The organism is Actinomycetes bacterium (assembly GCA_036510875.1).
Classification (GTDB): Bacteria; Actinomycetota; Actinomycetes; order Prado026; family Prado026; genus DATCDE01.
Window position 1 is genome coordinate 1 of sequence record DATCDE010000016.1, and the last position, 17,394, is coordinate 17,394.

A 17,394-nucleotide genomic window follows, 5' to 3' on the forward strand; every position below is an offset into this window, starting at 1 on the left:
CCCGCCCGCCGATCGCCCCGGTGGGACCGACCGCCCACGAGCTGCACGGCGAGCGTCGGGTGGACGACTACGCCGGTCTGCGGGACATCGCCAAGGACGAGACCCTGGCCTACCTTGCTGCCGAGCGCGCCTACTACGGCGCGCGGGTGGAGCATACGGGGCCTCTCCGCCAGCAGCTGTTCGGCCGAATGTCTCGCCTCATCGCCCCAGCTGACGAGTCGGCCAGATGGATGCACGGGGGCTTTGTCTACTACACCCGCACGGTTCCTGGGAAGGAATACACACAGTTTCTACGTGAACCGGCCGGAAATCCTTCGGTCCAGGTGCTCCTGGACGAGAATGAGCTGGCTGATGGGGCCGACTACTTCTCGCTCGGGGTGCGCGAGGTGAGCCCGGACTCCCGGCTGCTCGCCTACTCCCTCGACCGGACCGGCGACGAGGTCTACGAGCTGGCCTTCCGCGACCTGACCACGGGCGCCGACCTGCCGGACCGCATCGCCCGCAGCTACTACGGCGGTGCCTGGTCGGCCGACTCCGGCACCTTCTTCTACACGGTGCACGACGAGGCCTACCGCCCCTACCAGGTGTGGCGGCACCGGCTCGGCACCGGGGCCGCGGCCGACCGGCTGGTGTACCAGGAGGACGACGACCGGTTCGAGGTCACCGTGTCGGCCAGCCGCTCCGGTGGCCTGGTCGTCATCGACGCCGTCGCCAGGGAGAGCACCGAGGTGTGGCTGGTGCCGGCGGACCGGCCCGACCAGCCTCCGGTGGTCGTCGAGCCGCGCCGGCCGGGCGTGGAGTACCGGGTCGCGCACGCGCCGCGCCCGGACGGCGACGTGCTGCTGGTCGTCACCAACGACGGCGCCTCGGAGTTCCGGCTGATGCGGACCGCGGTGGCGACCCCCGGCCGGGCGCGCTGGGAGGAGGTCGTGGCCGAGCATCCCGAGGAGCGGCTGGTCTCGGTGGACGTGTTCGCCGGGCACCTCGTGCTGAGCCTGCGACGGGACGGGTACCCGGTGCTGCGTATCGTGCCCCGGGAGGGCCTTGAGCAGGCGATCGACGTCGGCCCCGGGCTCGAGGGCGGCACCATCGAGCTGGACCACAACGAGGAGTTCGCCACCGAGGAGGTGCTGGTCGCGGTGGGCTCGTACACCGAGCCGACCACCCGGTACGCCGTCGACCTGCACACGGGGGCCCGTGAGCTGCGGCACCGCGAGGCCGTCCCGGGCTACGACCCCGCGGCCTACGTCAGCTCGCGGCTGCGACTGCCGGCGAGGGACGGCCAGCTGGTCCCGGTGACCGTCGCGCGCCGCGCCGACGTCCCCCTGGACGGGACCGCGCCCTGCCTGCTGTACGGGTACGGCTCCTACGAGTACAGCGAGGAGCCCGCCTTCGACCCGGCGCTGCCGGCGCTGCTGGACCAGGGGGTGGTCTTCGCGCACGCCCACATCCGTGGCGGTGGCGAGATGGGCCGGCGCTGGTACGAGAACGGTCGGCTGGCCCACAAGCAGAACACCTTCAACGACTTCGTGGACGTCGCGGACGGGCTGGCCGACGGCCTGGTGGACGGCTCGCGGATCGTCGCTCGTGGGCTGTCCGCGGGCGGCTTGCTCATGGGTGCCGTCTACAGCCAGGTGCCACGGCGGTGGCGCGGGGTCGTGGCCGAGGTGCCCTTCGTCGACGTCGTGACCACCATGCTCGACGCGACCATCCCGTTGACCCCTCAGGAGTGGACCGAGTGGGGCGACCCGCGGCGTCCCGAGGAGTTCGGCTGGATGCTGGCCTACTCGCCGTACGACAACATCCCGGACCTCGAGGGGCGCCCGCGGCTGCTCGTCACCGGCGCCCTCCATGACCCGAGGGTGATGGTCTGGGAGCCGGCCAAGTGGGTGGCCCGGCTGCGGGGGACCGGCTCGGTGGACGACTCGGTGCTGTTCCGGTGCGAGATGGGGGCCGGCGCCCACGCCGGCCCGTCCGGCCGGTTCGGCCACCTGTCCTACGAGGCCGAGATCTTCGCCTGGGTGCTCGACACCATGGGCGTCGGGGGATAGTCGAGCCGTGGACCGTCGACGACTGGTGGGCTGGGCGCTGGTGGCCGTCCAGCTCGCCCTGCTCGCCGCCCTCGTCCTCCTGCCGGGCGGCTCGGCCTGGTCGGTGCCGGAGTGGGCGCGGCTGCTGCTCCGCGTCGTCCAGGCGGTCGGCCTGGGCCTGGCGGCGTGGGGGCTGCTCGACCTCGGCCGCTCGTTGACGGCTCACCCGGCACCGGTCTCCCGCGGGGTGCTGCGCACCGGTGGGTCGTTCCGGTTCGCCCGCCACCCGATCTACGGCGGGCTGATGGTCTGGGCCGCCGCGACGGCGGCCCAGACGGGCAACCCGTGGTCGGTGGTGGCCTTCGTGGCCCTGGTGCTGCTGTTCAACGGCAAGGCGCGTTGGGAGGAGTCGATGCTGGCCGCGCACTATCCGGGCTACCCGGCCTACGCGGCGGTGACCCCGCGGTTCATCCCCGGGCCGTGGCGTCGAGTGGGAAGCTGACCCGGCTGCCCACCGGCAGCTCGCGGCGGCTGCCCTCGCCCAGCACCCACACCGACTGCCGGCCCTGGACCTCGAACTCCTCGGGGCCGCCGACCAGCGCGGTGTCCTCGTCGATGCCGAGCAGGGTCGACCCGTCCGAGTGTCGAAGGAACGGCCGGGTGAGCAGGTCCGGCATCCGGCCCAGGAACCGGTCGAAGTGCGGGATCACCCGCAGCTGGGGGACCACCCCCAGCCCCTCGCGGTCGGAGCCTCCTGGGTGCCAAAAGTCCGGCACCCAGGAGGTCAGCGCCATCGCCCCGGCGCTGCAGCCGGCGAGCGCCGCGCCGTCGCGCCAGGCCTGCTCGACGGCTGCCCACAGCCGGGTGCCGCGCAGCGCGTCGGCGAGGAACCCCGGGTTGCCGCCGGAGAGGTAGACCAGACCGGCGCCGGCCACGGCCGAGGCCAGCTCGGGGTCGTCGGCCTCAGCGCGGTCGCGCGCCACCACAGGGACAGCGCGCACACCCAGCCGCTGGGCCTGGGCCCGGCCCAGCCCGATCCACCGGTCGAGCGTCGCCTGGCCCTCGGGTGCGGCCGCCGTGGGGATCTGCACGTAGACGGGGGGTCGGCCCCCCAGCAGCGCACGCTCCACCTCGAGCATGACCGGGAGGTACTCCCCGGAGCCCACCAGCGCGATCGGACCGGCCACCGGGCCAGCGTAGGGCCGGACCGTTCCACTTGCCGTTCGGCGCGGCGCGGGTCCGCTCGTCGCGGCTGTCCCCGCTCCGGCCCCCCGCTCGTCCAGGTCGTCGCTACTGTGCGGGGAACCATCGCTGCGAGCGGATGCAGGAGACGCCATGGGCCGCTACCTCGAGGCGTACGAGCGGAGCATGCACGACCCGGCCGGCTTCTGGCGCGAGGCGGCCGCCGGGGTCGAGTGGGACGTCGAGCCGACCACAGTGCTGGACGACAGCCGGCCACCGTTCTACCGGTGGTTCGCCGGGGGCCGACTGAACACCTGCTTCAACGCCGTCGACCGCCATGTCCGCGACGGCCGCGCCGACCAGGCCGCGCTGATCTACGACAGCCCGGTCACCGGTCAGCAGCGGACCTACACGTACGCGCAGCTGCTGGACGAGGTGTCCCGGTTCGCCGGGGTGCTGCGCGGGCTGGGCGTCGGTGTCGGGGACCGGGTGGTGATCTACCTGCCGATGGTGCCGGAGGCCGTCATCGCGATGCTGGCCTGCGCCCGGCTGGGCGCCGTCCACTCGGTGGTCTTCGGCGGGTTCGCGCCGCACGAGCTGGCCGTGCGCATCGACGACGCGCAGCCCACCGTGGTCGTGTCGGCGTCCTGCGGCATCGAGGGCAGCAAGGTCATCGAGTACAAGCCGCTGCTGGACGCCGCCCTGGCGCTGGCCACCCACCAGCCGTCTCGCTGCGTGATCCTGCAGCGGCCGCAGGCGCTGGCCGTGACGGGTGAGCGGGACGTCGACTGGGCCGAGGCGATGGCGTCCGCTCAGCCCGCCGAGTGCGTGACGGTCGACGCGACAGACCCGCTCTACATCCTGTACACGTCGGGCACGACCGGGAAGCCCAAGGGGGTGGTTCGCGACAACGGCGGCCACGCGGTCGCCCTCGTGTGGTCGATGGGCAACGTCTACGGCATCGAGCCGGGCGACGTGTGGTGGGCCGCGTCGGACGTGGGCTGGGTCGTCGGCCACTCCTACATCGTCTACGCACCGCTGCTCGCCGGCGCCACCAGCGTGCTCTACGAGGGCAAGCCGGTCGGTACGCCCGACGCGGGCGCCTTCTGGAGGGTCATCGCCGACCACGGTGTGAAGGCGCTGTTCACCGCCCCCACGGCGATCCGGGCCATCAAGCGGGACGACCCTGAGGGCAAGCTGCTGAGCGGCCATGACATCTCCGGGTTCCGGACCCTGTTCCTGGCCGGGGAGCGGCTGGACCCGGACACCTACCACTGGGCCAGCGACATGCTGCGGGTGCCGGTCATCGACAACTGGTGGCAGACCGAGACCGGGTGGCCGATCGCGGCGAACCTGCGCGGCCTGGAGCCGATGCCGATCAAGCCCGGGTCGCCGTCCGTCCCCGTGCCCGGCTACGCGGTGGAGGTCGTCGACGCGGGCGGCAACCCGGCCGCCCCGGGGGTGGAGGGCGCCATCGTGATCCGGCTGCCGCTGCCGCCGGGCACCCTGCCCACCCTGTGGGGGGACGACGAGCGGTACGTCGCCGGCTACCTGTCCGCCTTCCCCGGCGCGTACCTCACCGGGGACGGCGGCTTCGTCGACACCGACGGCTACCTGTTCGTCATGGGGCGCACCGACGACGTCATCAACGTGGCCGGGCACCGGCTGTCGACCGGGGCGATGGAGGCCGTGCTCGCGGGACACCCCGCGGTGGCCGAGTGCGCCGTCATCGGCGTCCACGACGAGCTCAAGGGCCAGGTGCCCCGTGGCTTCGTGGTGCTCAAGGCCGGGGTCGTCGTCGACCACGAGCGGCTGCGAGCCGAGCTGGTCCAGTCGGTTCGTGATCAGATCGGGGCCGTTGCGGCGCTCCGCGAGATCGACGTGGTGGCGGCGCTGCCCAAGACCCGCTCGGGGAAGATCCTGCGCAAGGCGATGCGCGGCATCGCCGACGGGCACGAGGAGCCGGTGCCCTCCACGATCGAGGATCCGGCGGTGCTCGACGCGCTGCGTGACGTGCTGTCCCGCTGAGTTCCCCGCTGACCTTCGATCGGCCTCCGGCCTGACGATGCCGGAGGCCGGTGAGGGGTCCATCCCCCACCGGCCTCCGGCATCGTCGTGCTCAGGTCGACTTGCGGTTCTCCGCGTAGTACTTGCGGAAGATGACCCGGTAGAACGGGATCACCCGTGGGATGTCTCTGAGCCCTGGGATCCAGGGCAGCAACAGCTGCACGAGCATCCCGATGATCACGACCAGAGTCCCGACCCAGAGGTCGGCGGCGGCAGAGCTGCCGATCGCCGGGATGTGGTAGGGGATCGCGTACAGGATCAGCCAGAACTGGCCGGGGTAGTTCCACAGCTCGTTCATGACGCCCCACTGGTCGCCGGTGAGGCCCTGCCCGGCCGCGACCTGGCTCCACACGCTCCCGTCGCTGTAGAACATCGTTGCCTTGAACGGGTTCGTGTTGAGCTGGTTGGGGCCGCTGGTGAAATAGTTGTCGAGCGCGCCGCTGAGCGCGATGTTCAGCTCGGCCTGGACGATCGTGGCCACCGGGCCGTAGTCGCCGTCCGGGACGGTGATCACGCCGTTCTCGACCGAACCCTTGGCGAGCGCGTCGGTGTAGTTCTTCAGCCAAGTCGCCTGCTGGTCGGAGACCAGCTGGTCGGCGGCCACGCCCGGCTGCAGGCTCCCTCCGGCGGACTCGTACTGCTGGACGGCCGCGGCCACCTTCGGGTCGTAGGGGGCCACGATCTGGCTCAGCGGTGCCAGCACGAAGTCGTTCGCGCTGTTCACCGGCTGGGTCAGGCCGAAGATGCTGTTCGCGATCCCGGTGAGCGAGACCTTCCCGATCGACTGGGAGGCCCCTGAGGTCTTGTTGAACGGCGGACCGTAGCCGGCGGTGCCCGAGGAGCCGTCCAGCTCGGCGACGACCGTGGCGACGAAGTCGGGTTGTCCACCCTTCGGGTCGACCTTGCCCTGGTCGTCGATGGTCGGCGAGTTCGCCCAGTACTTGGCGGTGAACGCCGATCCAGCCTTCGACGGCGGGCCGTCCGGGTAGGTGAGTCCACCGTTCGCGGAACCGAACAGGATCGACGCCGCCACGGCGATCACCGCGATGATGACGACGGCGACCGTTCCCTCGAACAACAGGTCGTACTTCCGCTGCGGTCCGGTCCACTCCCGGATGGGGTGCTTCTTGCTCATGCGTGGGTACCTCCGACCTGGCCGGCCTCGTGCAGGGTGGTCACGTCGACCTCGAGGTGCTCCTCGCCGGGCGGTGGGACGACGCCGCGACGTCGTACCTGGCCCAGGTGGACCAGCACGATGAAGCCGAGGATCCCGGCCGTGACGACGACGTGCAGGGTGAACTGCTGGCCGACGTCCATCACGTTCCAGATAAACCCGATGCCCATGGAGATCATGGCGTCCTTGGCCTGCTGGGCGATGTACTGGCTGTCCCAGTTCGTCATCATCAGGAAGCCGGTGAAGGCCGTCACGATGGCCAGCAGGAAGGCGAGCACGCCGGTCACCCAGGTGAACCCGCGTCCGCCGCGCCACGCCATGATGAAGAAGTTGAACAGCGCGTGCACGGCCATGAACAGGAAGAACAGCTGCACCCCCCAGAAGTGCACGCTGTTCATGAACCCGCCGACCGAGCTGGTCTGCCACCACTGGACGCCGCCCAGGGCGAGGACCACGCCACTGAGGATCACCACGATCAGGGCGGCGAGGGTGAGCACCCCCATGACGTACAGCAGGGACGAGACGTAGGACGGCTCCTCGTCGGGCAGCAGCCGCCGGAGCGGGAAGTTGCGGACCAGCCGGCTGCGCACCCACGGTGACGGCTCGGTCCAGGAGAACGCGACTTCATCGCCGGTGTCCGTCACCGGATCGTGGGCCCGAGCGTGGCTGCTCATTTCGACTCCTTCTTCCGCTCGGGGAGGTTGATGAACATGCCGCCGACGAAGAGGGCCGCGATGATGACGTAGATGACGATGTTGGCGTACTTCATCACGAACCAGTCGCCGATCGTCAGGGCCTTGTAGCCGCCGTCACCGACCAGGTCGATCAGCGGGCCCCACAGCTGATTGATCACAGCTCCTCCTGGACTACTGAGAGTGAGAGCGACGGCCCGAGATTCACCCTGCTCAGCTCGTCGGCCGAGGTGGTTCGGTGAGGCTGCCGTTGAGGTGTCCGGTTCGGCTTGGCGATGCCGGTGGTTCCGAGCCGAGCTGGTTCCTGCCCGCGAGGCCGTGACCGGTCTCGCGCTCGATGGTCGGCCGGGACTTCTCGCTCCCCGGCGATGACCAAGCCGTTCACGCCGTCCTCCTGAAAGTGAGACTCCAAGGCCGCGGGCACGACCTCGCTGCCTGATCGTTGCGTTCAACCAACTTTCAAGATCAGTGGCGAACGGCATGGACACGAGGGTCTTTGGTCCCCTTGCGATCAGTCCGTGCAGTGTGACCGGCGAGGCCCCGCCGCCATGCCCGTCTCGGGCATCCTCCTCCTCCGCGGCCCGGCGCGCTAGATTCGCCATGATCCCGAGCAGGAGAGGACCGGCAGGACATGACCCTGGACAAGAGCGGCTGGACCGCGGCCGACGCCGTGGCCGATGTGGGCTATGGCGCGTCGCTCGCGGTGGGCGGGTTCGGCCTGTGCGGCATCCCCTCGGTGCTCATCCGGGCGCTGTACGAGGCGGGGGTGTCCGGGCTGCACGCGGTGTCCAACAACTGCGGGGTGGACGGCTGGGGTCTCGGCGTGCTGCTCGGGGCCAAGCGGATCGCCCGGATGACGTCGTCCTACGTCGGCGAGAACAAGGAGTTCGAGCGGCAGTTCCTCTCCGGCGAGCTGGAGGTGGAGCTCACCCCGCAGGGCTCGCTGGCCGAGCGGCTGCGGGCGGGTGGGTCCGGCATCGCCGCGTTCTACACGGTGACCGGCGTCGGCACCCAGGTCGCCGACGGTGGGCTCCCCTGGCGGTACGCGGCGGACGGGTCGGTCGCGCTGGCCTCGCCGAAGAAGGACGTGCGGGTGTTCGACGACAAGGAGTACGTGCTCGAGGAGGCGATCACGACCGACTTCGCGCTGGTCCGGGCGGCCGTCGGCGACCGCCACGGCAACCTGGTCTTCCACGAGAGCGCCCGCAACTTCAACCCGCTGGCCGCGATGGCCGGGCGGGTGACCATCGCCGAGGTGGAGCAGCTGGTCGGGCCGGGGGAGCTGGACCCGGACCGGGTGCACCTGCCCGGCATCTTCGTGCAGCGGGTGGTGCCGCTGACGGCGGAGCAGACCGCGGACAAGCGGATCGAGCGGCGGACGGTCCGCCCGGAGGGGGAGCAGGCCTGATGGCACTGACCAGGGAGCAGCTCGCGGCCCGCGTCGCGCAGGAGCTGCAGGACGGCCAGTACGTGAACCTCGGCATCGGGCTGCCGACGCTGGTGCCCAACTACCTGCCGGCCGGGGTGACGGTGGTGCTCCAGTCCGAGAACGGGATCCTCGGCGTGGGCCCGTACCCGCGCGAGGTCGACGTCGACCCCGACCTCATCAACGCCGGCAAGGAGACCGTCACGGTGCTCGACGGCGCCTCGTACTTCGACTCCGCGACCAGCTTCGCGATGATCCGCGGCGGGCACGTGGACGCCGCGATCCTCGGTGCCATGCAGGTGTCCGCCACCGGCGACCTGGCGAACTGGATGATCCCCGGGAAGATGGTCAAGGGGATGGGCGGTGCCATGGACCTCGTGCACGGCGCCAAGCGGGTTATCGTCATGATGGAGCACGTCGCCAAGGACGGCTCGCACAAGATCGTCGACGAGTGCACGCTGCCCTACACCGGGCGCCGGGTCGTGCAGCGGGTGATCACTGACCTCGCCGTCCTCGACATCACCGACGACGGGCTGGTGCTGCGTGAGCTGGCCCCCGGTGTCACTGTCGAGGAGGTCCGGGAGAAGACCGGGCCGGGGTTCACGGTCTCGGCCGCGCCGGCCGCCATGCAGGTCGGCTGACCGCCCGTCAGCCCGGGGCGGTCGGCACGATGGCGGTCGCCCCGCCGCGGCGCGGGTCACCTGTGACCTGGACGCCGGGGCGGCCCGTGGTGACCACGTGGACGCCGCCGAAGTACACGTCGACGTCCGGCCAGACGTTGACCGGGGCGCCCGCGGTCCCGGCCAGCACCTCGTCCGGCAGGCCCGGCTCGGCCTGGTAGCCGGCGCCGTCCCAGTGCAGCCGCGGTGCGTCGACGGCGTCCTGAGGGGCGGCACCGTCGTCGACCAGGTGGCGCAGCACCTGGGTCAGGGCGCTGCGGATCCGCTCGCTGCCGCCGCTGCCGAGCGCCGTCAGCCGGCCATCGGGGTGCTCGACGACGGTCGGCGCCATCATCGAGCCCACCCGCTGCCCGGGCGGGGCGGCGTGGAAGCCGTCGGGGTGCAGGTCCCGCTCGCCCATGACGTTGTTCAGCTGGATGCCGGTGCCGGGGACCATCACGCCCGAGCAGGAGCCGTTCGACGTCGTCATCGAGGCGACGTTGCCCTCCGTGTCGGCCACGCTCACGTGCGTGGTGCCCTTGACCGACCGGACCCGGGCGATGAGGCCGCGGTCGCTGATCGCGGCAAGGGCAGTGGCGAGCGGGTCGCCCGCCTCGAGCCGCTCCAGCCCGTGGGCCACCAGGCCGCCGCCGAACGACGGCGCCGGGTTGGTCAGGATGCGGACCCCGCGGTAGGTGAAGGCCAGCGGCTCCCGCTCGACCACCCGGTACCCCTCGAGGTCGTCGACGCCGACCAGCCCGCCGCCGCGGCTCATCGCCGCGGCCAGCGGCTGCGCCAGCGCGGGGTCGGCGAAGCCGGCGACCCGACCGGCGGCCACCTCGTCGAGGAAGTCCGCGTATCGCGGGTTGGTCACCAGGTCACCCGTCGCGGGCAGCCGTCCGGACGGCGCGAACACCGCGCGGGCCTCGTCGGTGAGGGTGAGGATGTCCGCCAGCAGCACGACGACGGCCGCCTGCATCGGCTCCAGCCGGGTCCCCTGCCGGGCCAGCCGCTGCGCCGGGGCGACCACGTCCGGCAGCGGCAGCCGGCCGAACCGCTCGTGCACGTGCAGGTAGCCGGCCAGCGCCCCCGGCACCCCGACCGATCCGTAGCCCACGTGGAACACCTGGTCGGCACCGGAGAACGCCACGGTCACCGGGGTGAAGTGCGGCTCCAGGCTGGCCGGGCTGCGACCGCGCCCCGGGGTGTCGACGAAGAAGTCGACGAGGGTCGCCCGCCCGTCCGCCGTCCTGGCCAGCAGAAAGCCGCCGCCACCGAGACTGGTGAGCCCGGGCTCGGCCAGCGCCGAGGCGAAGCCGGCCGCCACGGCCGCGTCGAAGGCGTTGCCGCCGGCCCGCAGCACCGTCGCGGCGGCCTCGACCGTCGCCGGGTCGCCGCCGGCGACCGCGGCCGGCCGGCTGCCCCGTGGCTCCACCCGGCCCAGCCTGCCAGAGCGTGCCTCAGGCGGTCGCGCGCCGGTGGTGCTCCGCGGCGCTCTCGCAGGGCCGGGCCTGGTCGAACCCGTACTCGAACCCGCAGTCGTGGCAGACGGTCACGGCCCACGGTCCCAGCCGCACTACCTCGACGGCATGGGGACGGCAGCAGCTGTCCGTGGACCCGTGCAGGTGGTCGCGCCGGTGCACGGCGGCCCGCGTCATGCTCGCCACCGGGCCGGCGTGGCCTTGCTCCTGGACGACGTCCATGGGCGAGTTGTCGGAAGCCGGCTGGCCGAACTGAAATGCGCTCGTCGGGTCGGGGCGCGGGCGGCTACCGTGCGAACCGATGTCGACGATCAAGGAGGTGGCCGTGGCCGAGCTGGCGCTGCCGACCGGCACCGTCCGAGAGTCCTTCCTGGTGGCCATGGACGAGTTCCTAGCCGAGGGCCGCGGCGGTCCGGACGACGTCTCGATGGTCGGCCACGAGCTGCGAGGATACGGCCCGACCTGGGGCGCTGAGGAGGGCTTCGCCGGCGATGTCGCCGAGCTGAGGGCGGCGGCGCTGGAGGAGACCGCGCGGCCCGAGGGGCACGTGCCCAGCACCACCTGGTGGTGGGTGGACGGCTGCGAGTACCTCGGCCGACTCGCCTTCCGGCACCGGCTGACCGAACACCTGCGGGAGGTCGGCGGGCACATCGGGTATGACGTCCGGCCCAGCGCGCGCCGACAGGGCCACGCCACCGCCATGCTCGCGGCGGCGCTGCCCCGCGTGCGCGAGCTGGGGGTGGCGCTGGCGCTGATCACGTGCGACGTCGACAACATCGCCTCCCGCCGGGTGATCGAGTCGGCCGGTGGTCGGTTCGAGGACCAGCGCGGGGGCAAGCTCCGGTTCTGGGTGGCGACCGGAGAGCAGTAGCGTCGGAGCCACCATGGACGGCTTCGACGTGCTCGTGATCGGCGGGGGTATCGCTGGGGCGGCCGCAGCCTTCGCCCTGGCCGGCTCCGCGCGGGTGCTGCTCGCCGAGACCGAGCCGGTGCTCGCCTTCCACACCACCGGCCGGTCGGCCGCGCAGTACCTGGAGAACTACGGCAGCGACCAGGTGCGCCGCCTCACGCTGGCCAGCCGGGCCTTCCTCGACAGTCCCCCTGGCGGCGAGCCGAGCCTGCTCAGCCCCCGGGCCATGCTGGCCGTCGGCCGGGAGGACCAGCGGGCCGAGCTGGTCGGGCTGGCTGAGCGGGGCCGGGCGCTGGTTCCGTCGATTCGGCTGGTCGACGGCGACGAGGTGGCCGCGCTGTGCCCGGTGCTGCGGCCCGAGCACGCGGTCGCCGGCGTCCTGGAGCCGGGTGCCAGCGACATCGACGTCGCCCGGCTGCACCAGATCCTCGTCGCGGGGCTGCGCCGCAGCGGGGGTGAGGTCCGCGCCGGCTCACCGGTGACCGCCCTGGCCCGCGCGCGCGGCGGGTGGCTGGCCACGGTGGGCGGCGAGCGGGTCGAGGTGGCGGCCGTGGTGAACGCCGGCGGAGCCTGGGCCGACGACGTGGCCCGGCTGGCCGGTCTGGCCACGGTCGGCCTGCGTCCGCTGCGGCGTACCGCCTTCACCGTGTCCTGCGAGCGGGACACGGCGGGCTGGCCGCTGGTCAACGACGTGGACGAACGCTGGTACTTCAAGCCCGAGGGCCCCGGCCAGCTGCTGTGCTCGCTGGCCGACGAGACCCTCAGCGACCCGTGCGACGCCCGGCCGGACGAGGCGGACGTCGCCTTGGCCCTGGACCGGATCAACGAGGCCACCACGCTCCGGCTGCGGCACGTGCGCATCGCCTGGGCCGGGCTGCGGACCTTCGCCCCCGACCGGGAGCTCGTCCTGGGCGCCGACCCGGCGGAACCGACGTTCGTCTGGTCGGCCGGCCAGGGCGGCTACGGGATCCAGACCGCGCCGGCGGTGGGTACGTTCGTGGCCTCCGCCGTCCTCGGTCGTGGGCTGCCGGCGGAGCTGGCGGCCACCGGTGTGCGGCCTGAGCTGGTCAGCCCGGCCCGCTTCGCCGGCTGAGCGCAGCCGACACCACCCGTCCGGCCCCTTCAGCCGTGGTCCGCGCACGGCGACGACCAGAGCGACGACGGCGCCACTCGGAAGCGACGTCGCCCTGAGCTGGGGGAGGGGCCCGATGCGCTCACGGTCCGGACGCGCCCACGGAGCAGCGCTGGCGCTGTCCGCGGCACTGCTGCTGGCTGCGGCGGCGCCCGCCATGGCCGGGGCGTCGTCGCCGACCCGTACCCTGAGCGCCACCTCGTCGGTGATCACCGTCAGCCGGCTGGACGGCGCCAGCCGCTACGAGACTGCGGCCCAGGTGGCCGGCCAGTACTCGCCCGGCGTCCCCGCCGTGTACATCGCCACCGGACGATCCTTTGCCGACGCGCTGGCCGCCGGACCCGCGGCGGGCTCGACGTCGCCCCTTCTCATCGTGGACGGCGGGACCGTGCCCGCGGCGGTGAGCCAGCAGGTGGCCCGGCTGACACCCGGCATCGTGATCCTGGTCGGCGGGCCGGCGGCCGTGCCTGACTCCGTGGGCCAGGCGCTCGGCGTGTACGCGACCGGAGGCTGGAAGCGGCTGGCTGGGGCCAGCCGCTTCGAGACCGCGGTGGCCGTGTCGCAGGCGACCTTCAACCCAGGCGTGCCGGTCGCCTTCGTGGCCACCGGCCGGGACTTCCCGGACGCGCTCACCGGCGCCGCGCTCGGCGCCCGGCTCGGCGGTCCGGTGCTGCTCACCGACCCGGCCACGCTGCCGACGGCCGTGGCCGACGAGCTCAAGCGGCTGCAGCCGGCCAAGATCGAGGTGCTCGGCGGGACCGCGGCGGTCAGCGGCGCCGTCTACGGCCAGCTGGCGTCGTTCGCCCCCACGGTCGAGCGCCGCAGCGGGTCCGACCGCTACCAGACCAACGCCGCCGCGCTCGCCCTGCTCGGCACGGCGACGACCGCCGTCGTGGCCACCGGCGGGACCTTCCCGGACGCGCTGACCGGCTCGGCACTGGCCGGACTGCAGTCCGGGGCGCTGGTCCTCACGGGGACCACCGGCCCGGTGTCCGCCGTGCTCACCCAGGTGAGCCGGATCCACCCGACCGGCCTGATCGTGGTGGGTGGCCCGGCGGCCGTCCCTGACGCCGCGCTGGTCCCGATCCGGCAGGCGCTCGGCGACCTGCCGCCCGGGGTGCCCACCGCGTTCGCGGTGAACACGAAGGACGGCCAGACGTTGCGCTGGAACCCGTGCGCCCCGATCGGCTACCGGGTGAACCCGGGCTCGCTGGGCTCCGGTGTGCTCACCGACGTGCAGGCCGCCCTGGCCAGGATCAGCGCGGCGTCCGGGCTCTCGTTCAGCTACGCGGGGACGACGACGTTCGTTCCGTCGTCCACCAACACGGCCAGCGCCCCGGCCGCCCTGGTGGTCGCGGTGGCCGGTCCCACCCAGACCGACCTGTACGCCTCGGGGGCCATCGGCGAGGGCGGCTGGTCGGCCAGCGGGGTCTCCAACGGCAGCAGCTGGGTGTGGAAGCTCGTCCACGGCTACGTGGTCATCGACCCCGCCTCGACGGCCACCACGACCGCCGGCTTCGCCCAGGGTGACGACCGCGGGCCGCTGCTGCTGCACGAGATCGGCCATGCTGTCGGGCTCAACCACGTCACGGACCCGCTGGAGATCATGTACCCGGTGCTGAGCCCGACCGGCCCGGTTGGCTACGGCGCGGGCGACCTCGCCGGGCTGCAGGCCGTGGGCTCGTCCGGCGGCTGCATCGGCTGAGCGCGAGCCTGAGCGATCCGCGCGGCCCTGATCGGGTCGGCCGGGCTAGGCTCGCCACGTGGAAGCGGTCACTCGCTCGCGTATCTGCCCCCTGTGCGAGGCCACCTGCGGGGTGACCCTCACGCTCGACGGCGACGCCGTGAGCGCGGTCCGGGGGGACCCGGACGACGTCTTCAGCCGCGGCTACATCTGCCCCAAGGGAGTCGCGCTCGGCGAGCTGCACGCCGACCCCGACCGGCTGCGCACCCCCCTGGTCCGGCACCGGGACCAGCTGGTGGCGGCGTCCTGGGACGACGCCTACGCCGAGGTGGAGCGGCTGCTGCGCCCGGTGCTGACCGAGCACGGCACGGACGCGGTGGGCGTCTACCTGGGCAACCCGAACGCACACAACCACGCGTCGACGTTCTACCTGCCGGTGTTGATCAGAGCCCTGGGCACCCGGTTCCGGTTCACCGCCAGCACGGTGGACCAGTTCCCGAAGCAGGTGGCCTCGGGGCTGATGTTCGGCACCGAGCTGTCCGTGCTGGTCCCCGACGTGGACCGCACCGACTACCTGCTGGTGCTCGGCGCGGACCCGTTGGTGTCCAACGGCAGCCTGCTGACCGCCCCGGACCTGCCCGGGCGGCTGCGGGCGCTGCGGGCCAGGGGCGGTCGGCTGGTCGTCGTCGACCCGCGGCGCAGCCGGACCGCGCAGGCGGCCGATGAGCACCTGGCCGTCCGGCCGGGCACCGACGGGCTGCTGCTGGCCGGGGTCGCCCGCGAGCTGTTCGCCGGTGGGCTGGTGACGCTTGGCGCCGCGGCCCCGCACGTGACCGGGCTGGAGGAGGTCAGGACGGCCGTGCAGCCGTTCGACCCGGACCGGGTGGAGGCGGCCTGCGGGCTGCCGGCGGGGACCGTGTCGCGGCTCGCTGTCGAGCTCGCGGCCGCGCCGTCCGCGGCGGTCTACGGCCGGATCGGGACGACGACCACGGCCTTCGGCACCGTGACCAGCTGGTTGGTGGACGTCGTCAACACACTGACCGGCAACCTGGACCGGCCCGGCGGCGTGCTGTGGGCCAAGCCGGCCGTCGGCAGCCCGAACACCCAGGGCGAGCCGGGACGCGGCCGAGGGGTGCGGATTCCCGGGTCCGGCCGGACGAGGGTCCGCGGGCTGGCCAGCACGTTCGGGGAGCTCCCGGCGGCCGCGATGGCCGAGGAGATCGACACGGTGGGGCCGGACGGTGAGCGGCTGCGCGCGCTCGTCACGGTGGCCGGGAACCCGGTGCTGTCCACGCCGAACGGCGCGCGGCTGGCCGCGGCCCTGGCCACGCTCGACGCCGTGGTCAGCGTCGACGCCTACCTCAACGAGACCACCCGGTTCGCCCACGTGGTGTTCCCGGCGGCGTCGCCCCTGACCCGCAGCCACTACGACGTCGCCCTGGCCAGCTTCGCCGTCCGCACCGTGGCCCGCTGGTCACCGCCGTCGTTGCCGCTGGGGCCGGGGGAGCGGGACGAGGCCGACGTGCTCCTGCAGCTGGCCGCCACGGCGGTCGGCGGTGGGGTGACGGCCGACCAGCTGGACGACCTGGCCGCCTACGACGTGGCCCGCCGGCTAGCCGCGGACTCGTCGTCTCCGGCCCACGGCCGGGACCCGGCCGAGCTGCTCGCCGCGGTGGCCGGACGTCGGCGGCAGGACCGCATCCTCGACCTGCTGCTGCGCGGCGGGCCCTACGGCGACGGGTTCGGCGCGGTGCCCGAGGGACTGAGCCTGGCCGCGCTTGAGGCTCAGCCGCACGGCGTCGACCTAGGGCCGTTGCGGCCACGGCTGCCCGAGGTGCTGCGCACGCCCAGCGGACTGGTCGAGCTCGCCCCGCCGCAGCTGCTGGCCGAGGCGGAGCGGCTCGCCGGCGCGCTGCGGTCCGCGCCGGTCGACCGCCTGCTGCTGGTGGGCCGCCGGCAGCTGCGGTCCAACAACTCCTGGCTGCACAACCTGCCGCTGCTCGCGGGGGGCAGCAACCGCTGCACCCTGCACGTCCACCCCGAGGACGCCGTCCGCCTGGGCCTGGTCGACGCGGGGACGGCAACCGTGGCGACGGCCACCGGCCGGGTCGAGGTCACCGTCGAGGTGACCGACGGCGTTCGGCCGGGGGTGGTGTCGCTGCCGCACGGTTGGGGGCACGACGTGCCGGGAGCGGCCGGGTCGGTCGCGGCCGCGCAGCCGGGGGCGAACCTCAACCTGCTCGTCGACGAGACGCTGCTGGACCCTCTGTCCGGCACCTCCGCGCTGACCGCGATCCCGGTCCAGGTCACTGCCCGCTGACACCCCCCTCCCGCATATAGGTCCCCTTCTGAGCGTGTGGCCGCACAAAGGCGCCCTTCATCGTCGTCCGGTGAAGGGTGGGAAGTTGCGACAGTGCGCGCAGAGGGTGCCCTTCATGCGGAATGGGGGTGGGGACAGGTCGGGACATCCGGCCTCTCGCGGTCGGCCCGCGTCGGTGGTGATCTAGAAGGACGTGGTCGCGGAGGTGTTGCGGATGGCTGCGAGCGGGTAGCGGTGGCCGGGCCGAGGTCGTCGATCCTGGACCGGTTCCGCCCGGCGGGGGCGCCGGGTGGTGCCGCACCCGCCGGCGTGCCCGCGGACCGCTCCGCCGCGACCGCCGCGGAGCTCGCAGCGGTGTTCGCGCAGCTGGCGGACACCGAGCGTGAGGCGGACCGGCTCCGGGCCGAGGGTCTGGCCGAGGCCGAGCGGCTCCGGCGGGCAGCCGCCCAGCGCTCGGCGGCGCTGGTCGCCGAAGCGCACCAGCGGGCCGAGGCCGAGCGGGCGGCCGCCGCGGCGGCCCGGCAGCGCACGGCGCTCGAGGAGGAGCAGCGCATCCTGGCCGCGGCGACGGCCGAGGGCCAGCGGGTCCGCGCCGTGAGCGAGCAACGGCTGCCCGAGTACGTCGACCGGGGGGTCG

Annotated in this window: 16 protein-coding genes; 10 read left to right on the top strand and 6 right to left on the bottom strand. The window is 73.2% G+C overall.

The window, feature by feature from the left end:
* Window positions 1–2,051 (top strand): S9 family peptidase (locus VIM19_00980; protein ID HEY5183489.1); only part of this gene is annotated, 2,051 nt, incomplete at its 5' end.
* 7 nt (window positions 2,052–2,058) lie between these two features.
* On the top strand, window positions 2,059–2,532 hold the full coding sequence (locus tag VIM19_00985; GenBank protein ID HEY5183490.1) for an isoprenylcysteine carboxylmethyltransferase family protein: 474 nt from the start codon (window positions 2,059–2,061) through the stop codon (window positions 2,530–2,532).
* On the opposite strand, the gene VIM19_00990 is transcribed toward VIM19_00985, so the two are convergent.
* On the bottom strand, window positions 2,498–3,217 hold the full coding sequence (locus VIM19_00990) for a Type 1 glutamine amidotransferase-like domain-containing protein (GenBank protein ID HEY5183491.1): 720 nt from the start codon (window positions 3,215–3,217) through the stop codon (window positions 2,498–2,500). The two genes, VIM19_00985 and VIM19_00990, sit on opposite strands and share 35 nt — an antisense overlap.
* Before the next feature lie 124 nt (window positions 3,218–3,341).
* Here VIM19_00990 and VIM19_00995 point away from each other — a divergent pair, with 124 nt between their 5' ends.
* Window positions 3,342–5,240 carry a propionyl-CoA synthetase gene (locus tag VIM19_00995; protein ID HEY5183492.1) on the top strand — a complete coding sequence of 633 codons (1,899 nt, stop codon included), beginning with the start codon at window positions 3,342–3,344 and terminating at the stop codon, window positions 5,238–5,240.
* Window positions 5,241–5,331: 91 nt separating this feature from the next.
* Here VIM19_00995 and VIM19_01000 read toward each other — a convergent pair whose 3' ends face one another.
* From VIM19_01000 to VIM19_01010, 3 genes are read right to left on the bottom strand one after another with little or no spacing between them, the layout of a single operon-like run.
* Window positions 5,332–6,414: a hypothetical protein gene (locus VIM19_01000; GenBank protein HEY5183493.1), complete on the bottom strand. Its 1,083-nt coding sequence runs from the start codon at window positions 6,412–6,414 to the stop codon at window positions 5,332–5,334.
* Complete coding sequence (locus VIM19_01005; GenBank protein ID HEY5183494.1) at window positions 6,411–7,127, bottom strand: cytochrome b N-terminal domain-containing protein; 717 nt, start codon at window positions 7,125–7,127, stop codon at window positions 6,411–6,413. The genes VIM19_01000 and VIM19_01005 overlap by 4 nt, the downstream gene beginning before the upstream one ends.
* Window positions 7,124–7,306 (bottom strand): hypothetical protein, encoded by a 183-nt coding sequence (locus VIM19_01010; GenBank protein ID HEY5183495.1) that lies wholly within the window; start codon window positions 7,304–7,306, stop codon window positions 7,124–7,126. The genes VIM19_01005 and VIM19_01010 overlap by 4 nt, the downstream gene beginning before the upstream one ends.
* A gap of 470 nt (window positions 7,307–7,776) precedes the next feature.
* Here VIM19_01010 and VIM19_01015 point away from each other — a divergent pair, with 470 nt between their 5' ends.
* Together VIM19_01015 and VIM19_01020 are read left to right on the top strand one after the other, a co-directional pair.
* Window positions 7,777–8,553, top strand: a complete 777-nt coding sequence (locus tag VIM19_01015) for a CoA transferase subunit A (GenBank protein ID HEY5183496.1) — start codon at window positions 7,777–7,779, stop codon at window positions 8,551–8,553.
* Window positions 8,553–9,212 carry a CoA transferase subunit B gene (locus VIM19_01020; GenBank protein ID HEY5183497.1) on the top strand — a complete coding sequence of 220 codons (660 nt, stop codon included), beginning with the start codon at window positions 8,553–8,555 and terminating at the stop codon, window positions 9,210–9,212. Before VIM19_01015 ends, VIM19_01020 begins: the two co-directional genes overlap by 1 nt.
* Before the next feature lie 7 nt (window positions 9,213–9,219).
* Here VIM19_01020 and VIM19_01025 read toward each other — a convergent pair whose 3' ends face one another.
* Both VIM19_01025 and VIM19_01030 read right to left on the bottom strand, forming a co-directional pair.
* Window positions 9,220–10,665: a gamma-glutamyltransferase gene (locus VIM19_01025; protein ID HEY5183498.1), complete on the bottom strand. Its 1,446-nt coding sequence runs from the start codon at window positions 10,663–10,665 to the stop codon at window positions 9,220–9,222.
* 25 nt (window positions 10,666–10,690) lie between these two features.
* A complete protein-coding gene (locus tag VIM19_01030; protein ID HEY5183499.1) occupies window positions 10,691–10,933 on the bottom strand; it encodes a hypothetical protein in 243 nt (80 codons plus the stop codon).
* A 103-nt stretch (window positions 10,934–11,036) separates the two neighbouring features.
* Between VIM19_01030 and VIM19_01035 the strand changes: the two genes are divergently transcribed.
* From VIM19_01035 to VIM19_01055, 5 genes are all read left to right on the top strand, one after another.
* Window positions 11,037–11,582 (top strand): GNAT family N-acetyltransferase, encoded by a 546-nt coding sequence (locus tag VIM19_01035; GenBank protein HEY5183500.1) that lies wholly within the window; start codon window positions 11,037–11,039, stop codon window positions 11,580–11,582.
* Between the two features lie 13 nt (window positions 11,583–11,595).
* Window positions 11,596–12,714, top strand: coding sequence for an FAD-binding oxidoreductase (locus VIM19_01040; protein HEY5183501.1), 1,119 nt, complete (start codon window positions 11,596–11,598; stop codon window positions 12,712–12,714).
* 115 nt (window positions 12,715–12,829) lie between these two features.
* The gene (locus VIM19_01045; protein ID HEY5183502.1) at window positions 12,830–14,458 is read left to right on the top strand and encodes a cell wall-binding repeat-containing protein; all 1,629 of its coding nucleotides are present in this window, start codon (window positions 12,830–12,832) and stop codon (window positions 14,456–14,458) included.
* A gap of 58 nt (window positions 14,459–14,516) precedes the next feature.
* The gene (locus VIM19_01050; GenBank protein HEY5183503.1) at window positions 14,517–16,757 is read left to right on the top strand and encodes a molybdopterin-dependent oxidoreductase; all 2,241 of its coding nucleotides are present in this window, start codon (window positions 14,517–14,519) and stop codon (window positions 16,755–16,757) included.
* A 234-nt stretch (window positions 16,758–16,991) separates the two neighbouring features.
* Window positions 16,992–17,394 (top strand): hypothetical protein (locus VIM19_01055; protein HEY5183504.1); only part of this gene is annotated, 403 nt, incomplete at its 3' end.